Source organism: Virgibacillus sp. GM2-2, assembly GCF_055329585.1.
The window spans coordinates 202,088-220,347 of sequence record NZ_JBUZWC010000003.1 but is presented as its reverse complement, the minus strand read 5'-3'; the positions used below and the strand labels follow the sequence as shown (position 1 = coordinate 220,347).

Sequence of the window (18,260 nt, the reverse complement as noted above, 5' to 3'; positions counted from 1 at the left end):
GATGTCAATTTGTTCCTTAAATAGTTAGTTTAGAAGAAAATTTAAAACAGTACCTTGCATTGTATAGTACCATGTGATATATTTCTTATTAATCACTACTATACATTATATAGTACTGGTTAATAACGCATAGAACGCCAGAAGAGATGAGGTGTTACCAATCGACGTTCAATTTAAAAAAGGTGTGCTAAAACTTTGTGTACTCGTTTTACTTGATAAAGAAGATCGATATGGATATGAACTCGTACAAAAAATTTCTGACCAAATTGAAATATCAGAAGGCACCGTGTATCCATTATTGCGACGTTTAACAAAAGAAGAATACTTTACAACCTATCTAAAGGAATCCAATGAGGGACCATCTCGAAAGTATTACAGTTTAACCAACAAAGGTAAAAACTATTTGCAGGAATTGCTGCAAGAATGGAAGGATTTCTCAAAAGGTGTCAATCAGTTAATAAAGGAGGGTTTTGACAATGAATAGTAAACAATTTATGAATGAATTGGAATCATCATTAAAAGGAATTTCTAGCGATGAACGACAGGATATTCTACATGATTTCCAGGAGCATTTCACCAATGGATTAGCGGATGGGAAAACGGAAGTAGAAATTGCGGCATCTCTAGGCTCGCCGCACCATATTGCAAAAGAATTACTTGCTACGCACCATGTAGAAAAAATGGAGGCAACTGCTAGTACTGGCAACATTTTCCGAGCGCTGTGGGCCGTAGTTGGATTAGGCTTTTTTAACTTAGTCATTGTACTTGGTCCGTTTGTTGCAATAGCTGGAGTCGTTCTTGCGGGCTGGGCTGCTGGAATTTCCTTTGTAGCTTCACCGATTCTCGTATTAGTTAACGTGTTAATTAACCCGTTGTCATTTGAATGGTTTGATTTATTCTTCTCCATCATGCTTGCTGGAGCAGGGTTATTCATTACAATTGGATTGTTTTTTGCCACAAAAGCATTAAGCAACATATTCGTGCGCTATTTAAAATATAACGTATCGCTTGTGAAAGGGGGATTGAAGCATGAATAAAATCAAGAAGACATCTATTATCGCACTCATATTGCTAGTAGTCGGAGCAATTGGAAGTATCGTTACATTTCAATCCGTAAGTAAGGCAGTAGCAATTAAGGAAGAAAAGTTAATAAAAAATAATACATTTACAAACATAGACATTAACGCTAACAATGACAGGGTAGAAATCGTCTCAACAGATGATTCACAGGCAACAGTTGAACTTGTAGGAGAGAGTAGAGAAGATGTAACAAAGGAATTGATTGTTGAGCAAACTGGTGATAAGCTTTCGGTTAAGGTAAAAGAACAGAAGGTATTTAAGTTGTTTCACTTCATGGGATCGGATTTAACGTTACGGATAGCGTTACCTCAAAAGCAGTACAAATCGCTACAAATCGATATCGACAATGGTACGGTCCAAGCGGAGCAATTAAATATAGAAAATATCCATGCAGAAACAAGTAACGGGGAGATTGAACTAAAAGACATCGAAGCAACAGCTTTGAAAGTCGAGTCAGATAATGGAACAATCTTGCTCGAAAACGTGTCTGGTGAAATCCATGGAGAAACAGATAACGGCGAAATTATTCTCGAGACCACCAATTTAAATCGTCCGATTACTTTGAATTCGGATAATGGCAGTATCACCATTAAAACGAATAAAGAACCAACTAATGCAACATTTGATGTACAAGTAGATAATGGTGAAATTAATATATTCGATAAATATAGTGATAATGCTGTTTTTGGTGATGGTGCGAATAAAATTATGCTTTCCACGGATAATGGGGAGATTACTGTTACGAAGTGATATAAAGAAAGCAGTTTGAAATATATCAAAAAGCCAAATACTATATATTGATAGCATTTACTAATTTTAAAAAATACCAAAGGAGGCAATGCATTATGAAAATAATTGCTACTAGTCTATTCGTACAAGACCAAGACAAAGCACTAAAGTTTTATTCGGAAACGCTGGGTTTTGTAAAAAAACATGACGTTCCTGCTGGAGAATTTAGGTGGATAACGCTTGTTTCTCCCGGGGATCAAGACGGTACAGAGCTATTACTCGAACCGAATAACCATCCTGCTGCCAAAGAGTATCAAAAGAAGATATTTTCTGAAGGCATACCGGCAACAATGTTTGGCGTTGCAGATATTCATAAAGAATACGAACGATTAATAGAAAAAGGCGTGAAGTTTACGACGGAACCGACAGATGCGGGGGAACTCACATTAGCTGTCTTCGATGATACATGCGGTAACCTAATACAAATAGCGCAGAACAAGTAACGAACTGTTAATGAGTATTACGTCGGAAGATTGTTAAAAAAGAATCCACTTTTGATAAATCTCTTTCAAAAGTGGATTCTTTAAGTTTTTCCTGTGAGCATATTTTTCAAAGCGTAATTAGCTACAAATAATCATGCTCACTATTAATCTTTAAATCTACACAACACTATCTATAATTTCTTCGATTTGATCGCATACATAATCAATGTCATTTAAAATAGTCTCATTTTGAAGTGTGATTACACCGCGGTGTTCGTTCAAGTTCATTTTTTCAAAAATTGATCCCATAGATTCTCCGGTATTCTTATCAACTTCAAAATATAATTTAGTTTGTTCTTTTTCAGGAACAATGTAAACTTCTAACTCATCTAATTTACGAGCATATTTTCCTATAGTGGGTTTGAACTCGAATTGCTGTACGTAAGGTAAACGACTCTCAATTCTACGCGCAGCTTTCTCGTTTTCCATCTGTCTGAAACTAAAGCCTAGCATCTTAATAGAATCAATGATTTTTTGATATGTATCTGTTGGTTCAACGGAAATATGATCCTTATCTCTTGGGTCAAATGCATTCTTTATTTCAAGACCAGTCTCGATCCAAACTGGTGGTACGTTCAATCCAGTTTCCTCGTCTCTCATGGTCATCGGTGTATCTAACGGAATTTCCATCGTGAAAGAAAACTCCTTTTTCTCACCTGGCTTGATACTAAGTGGTTCATTTATTTTTTGAGTAGAAATAGTAGCACGGGTTAGACGATCGCTACTTTCGTGGCAATATAATGTCATGAGTTGTAGTTTAATAGATTCAATTGATTGTTCCGTTTCTCCACCAAGAATAATTACGGTACCATGAAGTGTGTCACCTTGTTTAACTATATCATTCGTTATCTTTGTATTTACTTTGGCAGATCCTACACCAAAACTTGCAATTGTCTTTTTTAGAATTGACATGATTTTCCTCCTCGTACTTGTTAAACCCATCATACCATAATGGTGATTATGTTTAAATAATCAGTATTATTTAGTTAAAACTATTTGCATTAGCACAGTAGTTAATGTAACTACGTTTATTCATCCTGTACAATTAAATTATTTATTTACTAAAACTTGGACATTCTATTACTGGGTGATACAAATGAAGGCAAACGAAAATGATTATAAAAAGTATAGCGATGCTATTGATCAGATACAGCAAGGGAACGAAGCCATGATTGATTTGTTTAACGAAATGGAAGCAGATCAAGAGCTTATTGATTTTGACGATTCAGTTATTGAACAAATTAAAAAAGCAAAGGTGAAGTTTGGTAATGAGGAAGTTAATAAAAGAATAAATACGTTAGTTCACGAAATGCTTTCTTGGCTCGATTTGGATGATGTTGATTTGGACAAAGAATAAGAGCGGGTGAAAAAAATACGGTAATTTATCTCATCGTTTGGTGAGTTATTTTTGTATGTTTATAGGAAATATCCCTAAATTAATATCGAAGTTTATGACACCTTTTGCACAAAGGAAACGATAGTATGAGTACACCATTTTATATATACAATCGAATTGTAAATGGAAAGGGTGGCACAATCTGTAAATCTTTTAACTAAAACTAAATATGGACATATTTTGTGTGATATATCTTGAACGAAATGTTAACAACCTATATGCCCTACCACAAAAGCTCTGTATTAAGGCTAATGTATTTTGATATTATTCAGGAAAATGTAATATAGTATATTAATAGAATGATTATTACTTATTATAAAGAGGGATATGTTAAATGACGATAAACATAAAAAAGTGTACCATTGAAGATTCACGAAAACTTCAGGAGATTAGTTATGAAACATTTAATGAGACATTTCAAAAGCAGAATTCGTTCGAAAATATGAATGCCTATTTGGAAAGAGCATTTGACCTAAGCCAAATTGAAAAAGAATTAGAAACCATTTCTTCACAATTCTTTTTTGTTTATTATAATAATGAATTAGCTGGATATTTAAAGGTTAATACCAATGATGCTCAGTCCGAAGTAATGGATGATGAATCACTTGAAATCGAGAGGATTTATATTAAGAGGAAATTTCAAAAGCATGGTCTCGGTAAGTATCTGGTAAGTAAAGCTATGGAAATTGCGATGGAAGAAAGTAAAAAGAAAATCTGGTTAGGCGTGTGGGAAAAAAATGAAAACGCTATTGCTTTTTATAAGAAAATGGGGTTTGTTCAAACAGATTCCCACTCTTTCTATATGGGTGATGAGAAACAAATAGACATTATAATGACCAAAACACTTATATAACTTTTTGGAAAGGTGGATTATCCCTAAACATTTCAAAGTAACGGATTTTGATGAAATCAAAGAATTTATTCAGGACAATTCCTTTGGAACAATTGTGACGACAAAAGAAGGGAAACCAATTGCCACTCATCTGCCTTTGGAGTTATTTAAAAAAGGTGATGATTACTATGTAACTGGACATATGGCTTATGCAAACCCGCAATGGAAAACTTTCGAGGCTGCTAACGATAATGTTCTTATTATGTATCAAGGTCCACATGCTTATATTTCTTCATCCTGGTATCAATCTGAAAATGTACCAACATGGAATTATCAAGCTGTCCATGTATATGGAACAGCTAGTATTATGAGTGAACAAGAATTGCAAGAAGACCTTATTCTACTATTACAAAAATATGAACAACATCGAGAGGGTGCAGCTTTATGGGAAAATCTATCTGCCCAAACAAAAAAACAAATGAAAGGTATTGTTGGATTTAAAATCAAAATACAAGAAGTTCAAGCGGCTTATAAGTTAAGCCAAAATCGTGATGAATTTGATTATGGTAATATCATTGATAAATTACATAATGAAGGAAATTCGAATGCGGAACAAATGGCAGAACTTATGGATAAGAAGTTGAAAAATAACATGTAAACCCAATTATTATTCAACTCTCAATACAGAAAGAACGGAACTGTCGCCTTGGCGCAATTCTTTAAATGATTTATTATAAAATATACATAAACCTTAACAGTTAAACAAATAGGGAGGGAACTTACATGGCAAATAGTAATAAAAAGGTGTTAACCCCAGAACAACGTGGAGAATTGCTCGAAAAGTTGAAAGCCCGTTTTGAGAAGAACATGCATAGACATAAAGATATTGAATGGGCAGAAGTTGAGGCAAAGCTGGATGAGAATACGGAAAAGTTGTGGTCGCTCAATGAAATGGAAAGAACTGGCGGTGAGCCGGATGTAGTTGCTTATGATGATAAGAAAAACGAATACATTTTTTATGATTGTTCAACGGAAAGTCCTAAAGGTCGTAGAAGTATTTGTTACGACCGGGCAGCGTTAGAGTCAAGAAAAAAACATAAACCAGAAAATAGCGCCATTGATATGGCAACTGACATGGGCATTGAACTATTGACGGAAGAACAATATCGCGCGTTGCAGAAACTTGAAAATCTCGATAAGAAAACGTCGAGCTGGGTGCAAACCCCTTCTGACATAAGAGAACGTGGTGGGGCTCTTTTTTGCGATTATCGTTTCGGACACGTTTTCCTGTATCATAACGGAGCAGATTCTTACTATGGTGCCCGAGGGTTTCGTGGCTCACTAAGAGTCTAATTTTTGCTTAGGAAGCTTAATTTAAATTTCAGAACGATTACGATCCACTTATCGTGGGGAATAGGGTAGAAGAATTGAACAATGTGGGCTGTTTCCAGCAGTCCATTTTCTTGTTCTCTAGTCCAATTTGTCTGAGTTGATTAGTGATTAGGTGAGTTAATAAGCATTTTTCAGTTCTTATTTCTTCGAGCTTATATTAAAAGAGACATCCTAAATGGATGCCCTAATAATTGTTATTTGTTATCTAATTTTTCTTCAATTCTTGCTAAACTTTTTAATACTTCGTCTTTCCATTGTTGATCTTCATCATTGTTATTTTTTGAATTAGTATATTCGTTAATTTTATTCATTGCTTTATTTACATCAAATTTAGGCATTTTTTCACCTCCCTATGTAGTATTTAAGTTATTATTCCGCGAATTTTTAATTATTTTCTTCTCTCCAGATAACATATTGTCTTACTTATTTTGAGAAAAAAAGATTGCACCATGTTTGTTCATTTAATAGAATATGTTGACTATCAATTCGGCTCAGAAAGAACAGTGCTTATTACTAAACACCTACTATAATAATCATAGTGGTTATACAGTGGAGATACAAACTTTTGATTTATATTAAATGGGGAAAGAGCTATATATTTTAAAAACAGGGCAAATAACTAGAAGTACAAAACTTCATGCTTTTTTAGTTGGGTCTTTAACACAGTCAGAAAAGGAATAGCCTAAGCTACTCCCGTTCTAGTTGATGAGTGTTTACATAACATTTATAATTTATTTGACTGGTCCTTTATTAATCTCAGTAAGCCTAGAATTGATAGCAAAGATCTTTGCATTGACATCTGTTATTCCAAAACCAGCTAATCTTTTCGAATGCATTTCAATATATTTTTCAGCTGTTTCTTTCGTTTCGAACTGATAAATTCCACCTGCTTCATTTGTTGTGGGATTCTCTGTCCAGATTTTCCACATGAAGCCATCTTCTTCATTAATACTTTTTGCTATATCAGAAAATGCTTCTGCCATTTCATCTCCGAATGGTCCATTCATGTTAAAATCCACTTGTAATATATATGCCATGGTCATTCTCCTTTGTTTAATTAGTAGTTTCACTATGCAATAAGAAAGGATTTGTGCTTTCTTAACTGCTAAAATAGGATTCCCCTAAAACCTCTTTCACTTGATAACAATCTGATGTGAGTTCTTTTTCAACAAAAGCAAAAACATCTGATTGTTCAACATCGTACATTACTTCAATTTCTTTCGAGAATAACAGACGTTCTTTTTCAAGCAGACGAGAAAGAGAAGGTTGTTGTTTTGGTTGAAGTTCTTCCGTATTTAGAACCTGCTTTAATCCATCTACATAATTTTCTAACGGACGGCCACCAACAATTTTAACACCTTTATTATGCTCATTGACCATGATAATAGTCGGAAATCCTCTGGCACCTAAACTCGCTGCAAGTCCAAAATCTTCATTTAACAATTGTTGTCCGATTGACTGTTCTGCTTCATTTACAATTGCTTTTCCATCGAGACCAAGTTTATTTACAATTTCAATCATAACCGATTCATCTGCAATATTATGATTAAAAGCGAAAAGTGCTTCTCTTGCACGGCGCAAATATTCATATGCTAATGCATCATGATGATTTTTTTGAATCACCTTAAATACACGAGAAGGTGGATAAGATGATTGAACTGGATTATCAATCATTAAAGTCCCATCAATTGGCATTCTTGAATGTTCTCCAACTTCTCTCCAGTGACCAGCAACATCGGCTGGTTTATAAATTCCGTTTGCAGGATCAATTGGTCCGTCATGCCATTTTTCTAGCAAGCCGCCCATCACGGTATGAAAGTTAAAATAATGCCCATATTGTTCTTTAAAACGTCGAAGAACGGGTTCAATCGCCCAGCAATGAGAACAAATTGGATCAGTTACATAATAAAGATTGATTGATTTTTTTGGTTGGTTAAAATCAATCACCTCCATTTCTTTCTCTCCAGTTACTCCGCATACACCTGTTTCAACATCACAAATCATATTACTATTGTTTTTCAATTCTTTTCCCCTCATCTCGTTAAAAATTCTTATACTAGAAATAGATTTTCATTAATGAAAGTTGACACAATATATTTGCCTTACAATTGAATTTTAAGTCATAATGAACTTGATCAATACCAATAGTTCTGTGAATTTGTCGTTTATACAACACATTGAATAAATTGTTTAAAAAGTAGGAGTGAGTAACAATTGACGCAATCAAAGACGGATCCCCGAGTTTTGCGTACTCGCAAATTAATAATGGATTCTTTTATTGAACTTTCAGGGGAAAAAGAATTTAAGGATATTACCGTTAAGGATATTACAACTGAGGCTATGATAAATCGTGCTACATTCTATTATCATTTTGAGGATATATATGACTTGCTGGACAAGGCATTATCTGAAGTTTTGTTAGTTAATTTGGATTGTGATTACTACCAAAATAATAAACTAAATGAAGAAACGTTGGTCTGCATCTTCTTAGCGATTACAAATTTTCAAAAGTCATTATCTAATCGTTGTCATAGGGGATACGAAGATACCATTGCACGAATTATTAAAGAACAGCTTGAAGTCATTTTTTAGAAAATGCTGCTGAAACAACATCCAACTAAAGCAGAGCACGGGTTAAAGGTTATTGCTGTCATGTTAGTTTGGGGGATTTACGGGGCATCTGTAGAGTGGAGAAGAAATAGTAAAAAGTTATCGCCTGAAGAATTTATTAATTCAGCAATACCTTATATAATTTCAGGGATTGGTTTTGGATTTACTAAATAACAAAAATAATGTGAAAAGGGCATTTAATAGCCATTATAATAATTTATAGTAGTTTAAAATTAAAATAGGAGTGAATGTAATGTTAGTCGGTCATATCAAGGAAATAGTTCGCCATCCTATAAAATCTTTTTCCGGAGAAAGTGTGCCAAAAACCAAAATAATGGATTATGGTTTATATGGAGACAGAAGCCACGCTTATTTAGATGAGTCAAAAAAGATGATTTCCTAACAATAACTAGATTCCAAGAAATGGTTCGATATAAAGCAAGATTTGTTGGAGAAGAATCAATGGATGAATATCCGAAAGTGGAAGTCACAACACCTGAGGGTAAGGTTTTTAATTGGAAGGACACGGAATTAATTAAAGAAATGGAAAACAAATCAAATCGAAAAATCTCTACTACTGAATATACCCCTTCACACGTACCGATTGGACCAATAGCAGTAGAACACATTCAACTTGTAACGGATGCTTCAGTAGATAATTTGGAAGCAATGTGGGGGAAGGATGAGGTTGATTATCGACGATTTCGTCCTAATTTATTTATTTCATTAAATGAAAAAATACCGTTTATTGAAGAAGAATGGATTGGTAAACGAATAAAAATAGGAAATGAAGTAGAAATTGAGTTAGTAGGACATTGTAAAAGGTGTATGATCATTACTGTTAATCCAGATAATGCAAAACGAGATCCGAGTTTACATAAAACAGTTATAAAAGAAAGAAAAAATAATTTTGGTGTGTATGCTACTGTTATAAAAACAGGTGACATTCATGTGGATGATGAAGTTTATCTTAGTGACTGAATGTATCATACATAGTCCGAGCTTTTTAGAGAAAATTAATACTCCCCTTTAGAGATCAAAAACCATCTAAAGGGGAGTAATTTGTTTTTACATGAAAAAACTTATTCGTTGACAAAAATACCTTATGGGGGTATAGTATAAATATAAAATAAAAGGAAGTGATTACATTGGATAAATTCTTACATGATCACCCAACAAAACCAAGAACAAACGATGAAAAGCAGAAAGTTACAAATCGTTTAAAACGTATAGAAGGTCAAGTGCGCGGAATACAAAAAATGGTGGAAGAAGATCGTTATTGTGTAGATATTTTAGTACAAATTAGCGCCATTCAATCCGCGTTAAAAAATGTAGGTTTCGCTGTCACCGAACGTCATATCAATCATTGTGTCAGTGATGCTATTAAACAGGGTGAAGGCAAAGAATCGATCGAGGAACTAATGACTGTTATGAAGCAGTTTTCCAAGTAGGAGGGATTTATGATGAGCGAAACAAATCATGCAACACTTGGTATAACAGGAATGACCTGTGCTGCTTGTTCCAATCGCGTTGAGAAAGTATTAAATAAGATGGATGGGGTAGAAGCTCAAGTTAATTTAACAACGGAAAAGGCAACCATCGATTATGATTCAGCAAAAGCTTCAATGGAAGATATTACGGCAAAAATAGAGAACATAGGTTATGGTGTTCTAATGGAGAAGACTGAATTTGATGTTTTTGGAATGACTTGCGCTGCATGTTCTACCCGCATTGAAAAAGTTTTGAACAAACAAGATGGTGTTAAGCATGCAACAGTAAACTTAACGACAGAAAGTGCAACGATCGAGTATAACGCTGGATTAGTTGATCAAGGGGCTTTAATTGAGAAAATCCAAAAAATTGGTTATGATGCGAAACCAAAAGCAGAGGCAGAAGAAAAACAGACCTATAAAGAAAAAGAGTTACATCATAAGAAGACGAAGTTAATTGTATCGGCATTACTATCTGCCCCTTTATTAGTAACGATGCTCGTTCACTTATTTGGGATGAGTCTACCGGAAATATTCATGAATCCGTGGTTCCAATTTGCATTAGCAACGCCCGTTCAGTTTATCATCGGATGGCAATTTTATGTTGGTGCATATAAAAACTTGAAAAATGGTGGAGCAAATATGGATGTGTTGGTTGCATTAGGTACCAGTGCCGCGTATTTCTACAGTTTATACGAAGCATTTAAAACCATCGGTAATCCTGGATATATGCCGCATTTATATTTTGAAACGAGTGCAGTATTAATTACATTAATATTATTTGGTAAATATTTGGAAGCTCGAGCTAAAAGTCAAACAACGAATGCACTATCTTCATTACTTAATTTACAGGCAAAAGAAGCTCGCGTAGTAAAAAATGGCGAGGAAGTTATGATTCCAATAGAGGAAGTTGCTGTTGGTGATCGGTTAGTTGTAAAACCAGGAGAGAAGATACCTGTAGACGGTATGGTTGTAAAAGGAAAAACATCTGTCGATGAATCGATGATTACAGGGGAATCCATTCCAATTGAAAAAGATCCTGGTGAAAAACTCATTGGATCTACCATAAATAAGAATGGTTCAATTGAAATGGAAGCGACAAAAGTAGGTAAAGATACTGCCCTTGCATCGATTGTCAAAGTTGTGGAAGAAGCGCAAGGATCGAAAGCACCAATCCAACGATTGGCTGATGTAATTTCAGGATATTTTGTACCAATCGTTGTAGGAATTGCAATCGTAACTTTTATCATTTGGATAGCATTTGTCCAACCTGGTCAATTTGAACCTGCTTTAGTTGCTGCAATTGCTGTGTTGGTTATTGCGTGTCCATGTGCTTTAGGACTTGCAACACCAACATCTATTATGGTTGGTACAGGAAAGGCAGCAGAAAATGGAATTCTTTTCAAAGGTGGAGGACATCTAGAAAGAACTCATCAATTAGAGGCGATCGTTCTTGATAAAACAGGAACCATCACAAAAGGAAAACCAGAAGTAACTGATTTTACTGGTGATCAAGAATCATTACAATTATTAGCTAGTGCTGAAAAAAGTTCCGAACATCCATTAGCAGAATCAATTGTGACATACGCAACAGAAAATGAAATTGAGTTGTTGGATGTGGATGACTTTAATGCAATACCGGGTCATGGTATTGAAGCAGCAATTTCTGGAAAACAAATTCTTGTTGGAAATCGAAAATTAATGGTGGATCACCAAATAGAAATGAAAGATTCAGAAGAAAAATTAGTTGAATATGAGACAAATGGTAAAACAGCTATGTTAATTGCTATTGATGGTAATCTTCGCGGTATTGTTGCGGTTGCCGACACCATTAAAGAAACAGCACCTGAAGCGATTAAGCAATTAAAAGAGTTGGGAATTGAAGTAATCATGCTAACAGGTGATAACGAACGAACAGCACAAGCCATTGCCAAACAAGTTGGAATCGATCAAGTAATTGCGCAAGTATTACCAGAAGAAAAAGCTGATAAAGTCAAAGAAATTCAGAAACAGGGTAAAAAGGTAGCAATGGTTGGTGACGGTGTGAACGATGCGCCTGCATTGGTTACTGCAGATATTGGGATTGCTATTGGAACTGGTACAGAAGTGGCGATTGAAGCAGCTGATGTTACCATTCTTGGTGGAGAACTATTACTCATACCGAAAGCAATTCGAATCAGTCATGCTACGATTCGAAATATCCGTCAAAATCTTTTCTGGGCGTTCGGCTACAATACAGCAGGAATCCCAGTTGCAGCAATCGGCCTGCTTGCACCATGGATTGCTGGTGCTGCAATGGCATTAAGTTCGGTAAGTGTTGTTGCTAACTCACTTCGCCTAAAGCGAGTAAAACTATAAGAATCCAATTTTAAAGGAGGTGAAAGATCATGGAAAAAACGATAAGCGTACAAGGCATGACATGCGGTCATTGCAAAATGTCAGTTGAAGGTGCATTAAAAGAACTGGATGGCGTATCAGCAGCTGCAGTTAATTTAGAAGCTGGTAATGTAACTGTTACGTTTGAAGAATCAAAAGTAACAGTTGATGCCATGAAAGAAGCTATTGAAGAACAAGGCTATGATATTGAAGCATAAATATATAAATGAGAAGCTGGTTTTCCGTTGTGAAAATCAGCTTTTTTTACACAGAAAAATATAAGATTTTTAGGAATATCAGTATTAGGGCAACTAGGGTTTTTGACATCTGTCGATAAAACAGGTTTTCTAATTTTCCGCAATCGATTAGGATTTTCGATTTAATGACACAATAATAGCTTTTTCATACACTATCTTGGGGTGAAAAAATGCCAATAGTTAAATATACAAGTGCGGATGTTGCTCTAATGGCAAGGATGATGCGAGCGGAAGCCGTTGGTGAAGGAAAACAAGGAATGTTATATGTGGGAAATGTAATTGTAAATCGGGCTAAAGCGGATTGTTTAGATTTTAGAAGTGTAAGATCAATTCGAGATGTCATTTTTCAAGTACAAGGTGGAAATTATTCTTTTGAAGCTGTTCAAAAAGGAAATCTATTTTACAATGGCGCAAGAGAAGTTGAGAAAAGATTAGCAGAAAAGAATTTGAAATATTGGAGGCAATACCCAGCGAAATATGCTCTTTGGTATTTCAATCCGTATGCTCCATGTCCTCCTACGTGGTACGGTGAACCTTTTGCAGGCAGGTATAAAAATCATTGTTACTATGAACCAGCAGCCGGAACTTGTCCCAGTGTTTATTAAGTTATTGTATTTATCCAGGAAAACAGTTAAAAGTACTTAAATTATGTGCTTAGTTTAAAAGATGAAGCGAAAGAATACTAAACGTTGATTTTTGAATATTGGGATACGAAAGCAAAGAACGCCAACAACATTATTTTACTATCAAGTTCATGGAAAAAGGCACAAATTTGATTTGTGCCTTTTACTAATCAATAAAGTTAATTGACAACAGAAAATATTTGTAAGATACTATTGTTAAATTAATTTTACCGAGTAAATGGAGGAACTGATGAAGGATATAAAACTATTAACTACCCATGAACAGCTGAAAGCACTGAGTGATCCTTTTCGATCTGAGTTACTTTTACGATTAATGGAAAAACCTAAGACTGGACAACAACTTTCTGAGGTATTTAATCTTTCTAGAGCACGTATTCATTATCATTTAAAAGAATTAGAGAAGAATGAACTTGTCCAGATTGTACACAAGGAAGAAAAGAATGGGATTGTACAAAAGTTTTATCAAGCAGTTGCTGGGGGATTCGTGCCTGATCAATCCCTCCTTCCTTATTCTGATATGACGGAAACGGTCAGAACAATGATGATCAGTATGTTAGAGCAATCGAAAAGAAGAATTCTTGCTGCACCGGAAGAATCTTTACTAGACCAGTCTAGCTCACAGGATCCTGCAAAGTGGAAGTATAGATCGAGTGCATACGAAATTCATGCTAAAGAGGAAGATTTCATGACCTGGCAACAGAAATTTTCGGATCTGATGGAAGAGCTTGCGGAGATTCAACGGCCAGAACCTTCTCCTGATAGCAAACTTTACTATTTTCATATGCTTGGCTTAAAGATAGAGGAAAGTTCTTTTGAAAAGAAAAAGTAGAGTCGTAGCAAATGACTCTTTTTTTTAGATAGACGGTTAATTTATTTTAACCGAGTAAAATAATTATATGGAGTGAGTTATGGTGGAAAATGCAAAGATGTCGGAAAGTGAATTAACAATTCCTTTATCAAAATCCAAATCGTTTATTCTATTATGGTTCGTAACCGTAATATCAAGCTTAAGTTTATCTATGTTTATGTTTATTCAAACGTGGTACGTGGTTGAAGATCTCGGAATGGAAGCTGCTCTTGGCATTGTATTGATCTGCTTAACGAGTACGAGAATAGTTTCCATGGTTATTGGCGGAGTGGTGGCAGATAGAAGCAAACAAACAAAAATTATGTTCCTGTCTGATATGTCACAAGCACTATTATTAATCCTACTTGCAGTACTCTTCAGGTATTTATCAGAGGTTCCAATTTGGGCACTTGCTGTCAATGCAGCCTTTTTTGGAGTCTGTGGAGGATTATTAGAGCCGGCAAGAGATGCTCTATTACCAAAAGTTGTTAAGATCGAACAGCTTACACGCGCGAACTCGATCATTCAAGGAGCGATCCAAATCGCTCTTTTTACAGGTCCGCTACTTGCAGGAGTACTAATCAGTATTGTCAGTTATACTCTAATATTGGCACTTATTTCTCTATTTTTATGTTTTTCCGGAATAGGGGTACTATTTATAAAGCGTCGTAACGAAGACCAAAAAGAAAAGAAGATGGTTAAAAATTCTTTTAAAGCTCAACTAAAGGAAGGGTTTGTCTATACTTGGCAGTCTCCATTACTAAAGGCATTGTTTATCATTACAATTATTGTAAACTTCTTTATATCTGGACCATTAATGATGGGACTTCCAATTTTTGTGGAAGGTGTATTGAATGGTAATTCCATAGATTTTAGTTTCGTGCAGGGAGGTTTCACTTTTGGGATGATTATTGGTTCTGTTGTATTAGGGATGGTTAATATTCACCGAAAGAGAGGATCTTATGCCTTATACTTAATAGCACTACAAGGAATTGGTATGCTTATATTTAGTCAGGTTGAAACGCTTGGATTAGCTATTGGAGTTATAATTTTTATTGGGATGCTCAATCCAGCAGTTAACATTCCGTTAATTTCCATGGTTCAAGCCCATTCAGATAATTCCAAAGTTGGGCGCGTAATGAGCTTAATCCGCACGGGTTCGTTAGGGTTGATTCCACTTTCATATGCAGTAACTTCTTTTATTTTGGGGCTGGGAATACAAATTCAGACCATCATGGCTTGGAGTTCAGTTCCATTAATACTTAGTGTAATCCTATTGTTTTTCGCAAATCCAATATTAAGAGAAGCAGATTAACGTCAAATAAATAAGTGCAACGTCAATTTAGATAAAAATGGATAGAGTTTTATGACGCCTATTAAATAGATACTTTACATTTGCTCGTCGCATCTTCCTTATATGCTAAAATGATTATAGATTCATTTTACGGAAGTCACCCCGTACAATAAATAAACAGAAACACAAATAGAGAGGAAGTTTTCTTAATTGCCTACAAGAACAAACATACAAACCATTACGCCAACCAATGATCCGTGGGAAGCATACATGGATGTTGAGGAACATGGAGAAATGACGTTATCAAATGTGAAATTACGACTACGACACTTTGCAATATGCGCTGTGCCCATTGTGCGGTCGGTTATACCCTGCAATCACAGGATCCTGATGCATTGCCAATGGATCTTATTTTGAAACGACTGGATGAAATTCCGCACCTCCGTACGCTGAGTATTACCGGCGGTGAGCCAATGATGAATAAAAAGTCCATTCGTAATCATGTGCTTCCACTATTAAAATATGCACACAGTCGCGGTGTGAAAACACAAATAAATTCAAATTTGACATTGCCGTATGAAAGATATGAATCTATTATTCCATTTTTGGATGTATTACATATTTCCCACAATTGGGGTACTGTCGAGGAATTTGTGGAAATTGGTTTTGCCAATATGGAGCGAAAACCATCTAAAGAAAACCGCAAAAATTTTTTTGAACGTATGATAGATAATTCACAGCGACTTGCCAATGAAGGTGTAATGGTTTCGGCGGAAACGATGCTGAATAAACGTACTTTCCCATATTTAGAGCATATTCATGACCAAGTTCGTGAAATGGATTGTGAACGGCATGAGATTCATCCCATGTATCCAGTGGATTTTGCAAGCGCATTAGAAACGCTAGAATTGGATGATACTCGTATTGCGATTAACCGACTGCTTGATCATCAGCACAAAGATATCTGGATGTTGTTTGGAACGTTGCCATTTTATCCGTGCAGTGCTTCACAAGCAGATTTGGATTTATTAAAAAGATTGTATCGTGAGGAAAATGTGAGTGTACGGAATGATCCTGATGGCCGTTCTAGGTTGAATGTTAATATCTTTACAGGTGACATTATCGTCACCGATTTTGGAGACGAACCCAAACTTGGAAATATACAGGACATATCACTTCCCGTTGCATATTCAAAATGGGTGAATACACCGACAGCTAAAAGCCTGAATTGTCATTGCCCAGCGGTAAAGTGTCTCGGACCAAATTTGCTTGTAAAGAACACTTATTATTCAGACGTTGATTTTAGGAAGAGAAAGGCTCAAATCAGTTTATAATTGAAGATTAGTCTGGTTAAGCGCTGATCTTTTATCTATTTTAAATAGACCAGTCAGCGTTTGTAGACTGGTCTAATAGGATAGGTGAATTTTTAATAGCATTCATTTCTGTAATAATCATTCAAGTCTAATGCTAGCTTTTTTCTTTACTGGCATCCAGATTTCGCTATATACATTTTCCGATGTGCCATTGTGCTTTGTAAAAGAAATTCCAGGTAAATCTACTATCTCATAATTTGAAGAAGGCAACCATTCAGAATAAATTCTTGCAGTAGTTTCTTGAAGTGTAGTAGGGAAGGGCCCATGATTCGGAAATATTGCCCATAAACTCTCTTCAATAGAAATTTGCTTTAGATCATCGAATGAATTTTCTTTTGTGGTTGCAAAACCGATCATATGCGTTAAAGATCCTTTTTCTTCTAAGAAACCATCATCAAAATCATAAGATACATTTAATACATGCTGCGGATATAAATCAGCTAATTCATGCATTTCATTCCTTTGTTCTTGGGTAATTGATTGGGCTAGCTCTATGATAGCTTTATTTTCACCTTCGAATTGAATAGGGACTCTTTTCGAAACACCAACGATATTAAACTTCTTTTTGTTTTCAATTTTGAATTCCATGGATCTTCCTCCTTTTACATCGATAACGAATGATAATTTGGGAAATGATTTTTGAATTTTATTTTTCGTTACTTCTGAAGGTAGAAAACCACTCCATTCACGAAAAGCTCTTGAAAATCCTTCAATCGATTGATAGCCATATTTATACGCAATATCTGTAACTTTCTCGCCGTCTATTAATTCAACATTGGCAGATGATAATCTCCTATTTTTGATATACGCATTCAATGACATTCCAGCCATATACGAAAACATTCTTTTGAAATGATAATCTGATAGTCCTACAATTTTAGCTACATCTTTTCCCGAGATATCTTCCGTTAAATGTGCTTCGATGTAATCCATTAAATTATTAAATTCGTGTAGCATTCATTTCCCTCCTTCACAAAATCATTTTATCTTTGAAATCTTTATTTTACTCGATGTTTTTCATACGGAAATTATCGGAACTTTTTTTATTACTTACATAATCATTTCATAGTAATCTTTATTAGTCATTCGTAACGTTAAATAACTGATAAATTACTCGATTTATCTTAAAAGAATATCATTAATGTTATCATAGTCTTTAAGTGTTCTGCAGATAGGGCAGTTAATTGATGATTTTTTATGAAGATAATAGAGACACCAGAAATGTGAACATTTTAGCTCCTATTAAAATATGTTTTAATTTGGTAATAAGTTGAAACGGAATGTTACATTAAAACGTATAATTAAAAGGAGAAAATCTTTGTTTGTTAGAAAAACAAAGCTAGAAGTAAATTTGATTCATTTTACTTATGCAAATAACTTATCCAAACAAGAAAGGTA

General features: G+C 35.0%; 19 protein-coding genes and 3 pseudogenes. 17 read left to right on the top strand and 5 right to left on the bottom strand.

The genetic code is table 11. The annotated features are described in order from the left end of the window. Positions 1-160 precede the first annotated feature (160 nt). The 4 genes from ACY9Z2_RS06225 to ACY9Z2_RS06210 all read left to right on the top strand — a co-directional run bounded on the left by ACY9Z2_RS06225 (position 161) and on the right by ACY9Z2_RS06210 (position 2,312). Positions 161-484, top strand: a complete 324-nt coding sequence (locus tag ACY9Z2_RS06225) for a PadR family transcriptional regulator (protein ID WP_463608781.1) — start codon at positions 161-163, stop codon at positions 482-484. After that, entirely contained in the window at positions 477-1,037 is a 561-nt protein-coding gene (locus tag ACY9Z2_RS06220) for an HAAS signaling domain-containing protein (protein ID WP_463608747.1), read from the top strand. Before ACY9Z2_RS06225 ends, ACY9Z2_RS06220 begins: the two co-directional genes overlap by 8 nt. Beyond that, complete coding sequence (locus ACY9Z2_RS06215; protein WP_463608746.1) at positions 1,030-1,830, top strand: DUF4097 family beta strand repeat-containing protein; 801 nt, start codon at positions 1,030-1,032, stop codon at positions 1,828-1,830. Before ACY9Z2_RS06220 ends, ACY9Z2_RS06215 begins: the two co-directional genes overlap by 8 nt. Positions 1,831-1,925: 95 nt before the next feature. Continuing rightward, on the top strand, positions 1,926-2,312 hold the full coding sequence (locus tag ACY9Z2_RS06210; RefSeq protein WP_463608745.1) for a VOC family protein: 387 nt from the start codon (positions 1,926-1,928) through the stop codon (positions 2,310-2,312). A gap of 156 nt (positions 2,313-2,468) precedes the next feature. Here ACY9Z2_RS06210 and ACY9Z2_RS06205 read toward each other — a convergent pair whose 3' ends face one another. Next, positions 2,469-3,263 carry a sporulation protein gene (locus tag ACY9Z2_RS06205; protein WP_463608744.1) on the bottom strand — a complete coding sequence of 265 codons (795 nt, stop codon included), beginning with the start codon at positions 3,261-3,263 and terminating at the stop codon, positions 2,469-2,471. Between the two features lie 184 nt (positions 3,264-3,447). Here ACY9Z2_RS06205 and ACY9Z2_RS06200 point away from each other — a divergent pair, with 184 nt between their 5' ends. From ACY9Z2_RS06200 to ACY9Z2_RS06185, 4 genes are all read left to right on the top strand, one after another. After that, positions 3,448-3,708 (top strand): atypical membrane-integrating protein (Mistic protein), encoded by a 261-nt coding sequence (locus ACY9Z2_RS06200; protein ID WP_463608743.1) that lies wholly within the window; start codon positions 3,448-3,450, stop codon positions 3,706-3,708. Positions 3,709-4,081: 373 nt separating this feature from the next. Beyond that, complete coding sequence (gene paiA, locus ACY9Z2_RS06195) at positions 4,082-4,600, top strand: spermidine/spermine N(1)-acetyltransferase (RefSeq protein WP_463608742.1); 519 nt, start codon at positions 4,082-4,084, stop codon at positions 4,598-4,600. A gap of 4 nt (positions 4,601-4,604) precedes the next feature. Further along, positions 4,605-5,237 (top strand): FMN-binding negative transcriptional regulator, encoded by a 633-nt coding sequence (locus ACY9Z2_RS06190; RefSeq protein WP_463608741.1) that lies wholly within the window; start codon positions 4,605-4,607, stop codon positions 5,235-5,237. Between the two features lie 125 nt (positions 5,238-5,362). Beyond that, on the top strand, positions 5,363-5,932 hold the full coding sequence (locus tag ACY9Z2_RS06185) for a DUF4256 domain-containing protein (RefSeq protein WP_463608740.1): 570 nt from the start codon (positions 5,363-5,365) through the stop codon (positions 5,930-5,932). A 233-nt stretch (positions 5,933-6,165) separates the two neighbouring features. Here ACY9Z2_RS06185 and ACY9Z2_RS06180 read toward each other — a convergent pair whose 3' ends face one another. From ACY9Z2_RS06180 to ACY9Z2_RS06170, 3 genes are all read right to left on the bottom strand, one after another. Then, positions 6,166-6,309: a hypothetical protein gene (locus ACY9Z2_RS06180; protein WP_463608739.1), complete on the bottom strand. Its 144-nt coding sequence runs from the start codon at positions 6,307-6,309 to the stop codon at positions 6,166-6,168. 393 nt (positions 6,310-6,702) lie between these two features. Continuing rightward, positions 6,703-7,008 carry a monooxygenase gene (locus ACY9Z2_RS06175; RefSeq protein ID WP_463608738.1) on the bottom strand — a complete coding sequence of 102 codons (306 nt, stop codon included), beginning with the start codon at positions 7,006-7,008 and terminating at the stop codon, positions 6,703-6,705. Positions 7,009-7,069: 61 nt separating this feature from the next. Continuing rightward, the gene (locus ACY9Z2_RS06170; protein WP_463608737.1) at positions 7,070-8,008 is read right to left on the bottom strand and encodes a DsbA family protein; all 939 of its coding nucleotides are present in this window, start codon (positions 8,006-8,008) and stop codon (positions 7,070-7,072) included. A 177-nt stretch (positions 8,009-8,185) separates the two neighbouring features. On the opposite strand from ACY9Z2_RS06170, the pseudogene ACY9Z2_RS06165 reads away from it, so the two are divergent. The 9 genes and pseudogenes from ACY9Z2_RS06165 (at position 8,186) to yfkAB (ending at position 16,823) form a co-directional block, all read left to right on the top strand. Continuing rightward, positions 8,186-8,755, top strand: a pseudogene (locus ACY9Z2_RS06165) (TetR/AcrR family transcriptional regulator). A gap of 79 nt (positions 8,756-8,834) precedes the next feature. After that, positions 8,835-9,562, top strand: a pseudogene (locus ACY9Z2_RS06160) (MOSC domain-containing protein). A 167-nt stretch (positions 9,563-9,729) separates the two neighbouring features. Beyond that, entirely contained in the window at positions 9,730-10,032 is a 303-nt protein-coding gene (locus tag ACY9Z2_RS06155) for a metal-sensing transcriptional repressor (protein WP_463608736.1), read from the top strand. Positions 10,033-10,044: 12 nt separating this feature from the next. Further along, complete coding sequence (locus tag ACY9Z2_RS06150; protein ID WP_463608735.1) at positions 10,045-12,429, top strand: heavy metal translocating P-type ATPase; 2,385 nt, start codon at positions 10,045-10,047, stop codon at positions 12,427-12,429. Between the two features lie 29 nt (positions 12,430-12,458). Continuing rightward, entirely contained in the window at positions 12,459-12,665 is a 207-nt protein-coding gene (gene copZ / locus ACY9Z2_RS06145) for a copper chaperone CopZ (RefSeq protein WP_463608734.1), read from the top strand. 209 nt (positions 12,666-12,874) lie between these two features. Beyond that, the gene (locus tag ACY9Z2_RS06140) at positions 12,875-13,309 is read left to right on the top strand and encodes a cell wall hydrolase (RefSeq protein WP_463608733.1); all 435 of its coding nucleotides are present in this window, start codon (positions 12,875-12,877) and stop codon (positions 13,307-13,309) included. Between the two features lie 268 nt (positions 13,310-13,577). Beyond that, positions 13,578-14,177, top strand: a complete 600-nt coding sequence (locus tag ACY9Z2_RS06135; protein ID WP_463608732.1) for an ArsR family transcriptional regulator — start codon at positions 13,578-13,580, stop codon at positions 14,175-14,177. An 82-nt stretch (positions 14,178-14,259) separates the two neighbouring features. After that, on the top strand, positions 14,260-15,510 hold the full coding sequence (locus tag ACY9Z2_RS06130; RefSeq protein ID WP_463608731.1) for an MFS transporter: 1,251 nt from the start codon (positions 14,260-14,262) through the stop codon (positions 15,508-15,510). A gap of 249 nt (positions 15,511-15,759) precedes the next feature. Then, positions 15,760-16,823, top strand: a pseudogene (gene yfkAB / locus ACY9Z2_RS06125) (radical SAM/CxCxxxxC motif protein YfkAB). Positions 16,824-16,940: 117 nt separating this feature from the next. Here the strand turns inward: yfkAB and ACY9Z2_RS06120 are convergent. Then, entirely contained in the window at positions 16,941-17,819 is an 879-nt protein-coding gene (locus ACY9Z2_RS06120; RefSeq protein WP_463608730.1) for an AraC family transcriptional regulator, read from the bottom strand. Positions 17,820-18,260: the final 441 nt, after the last annotated feature.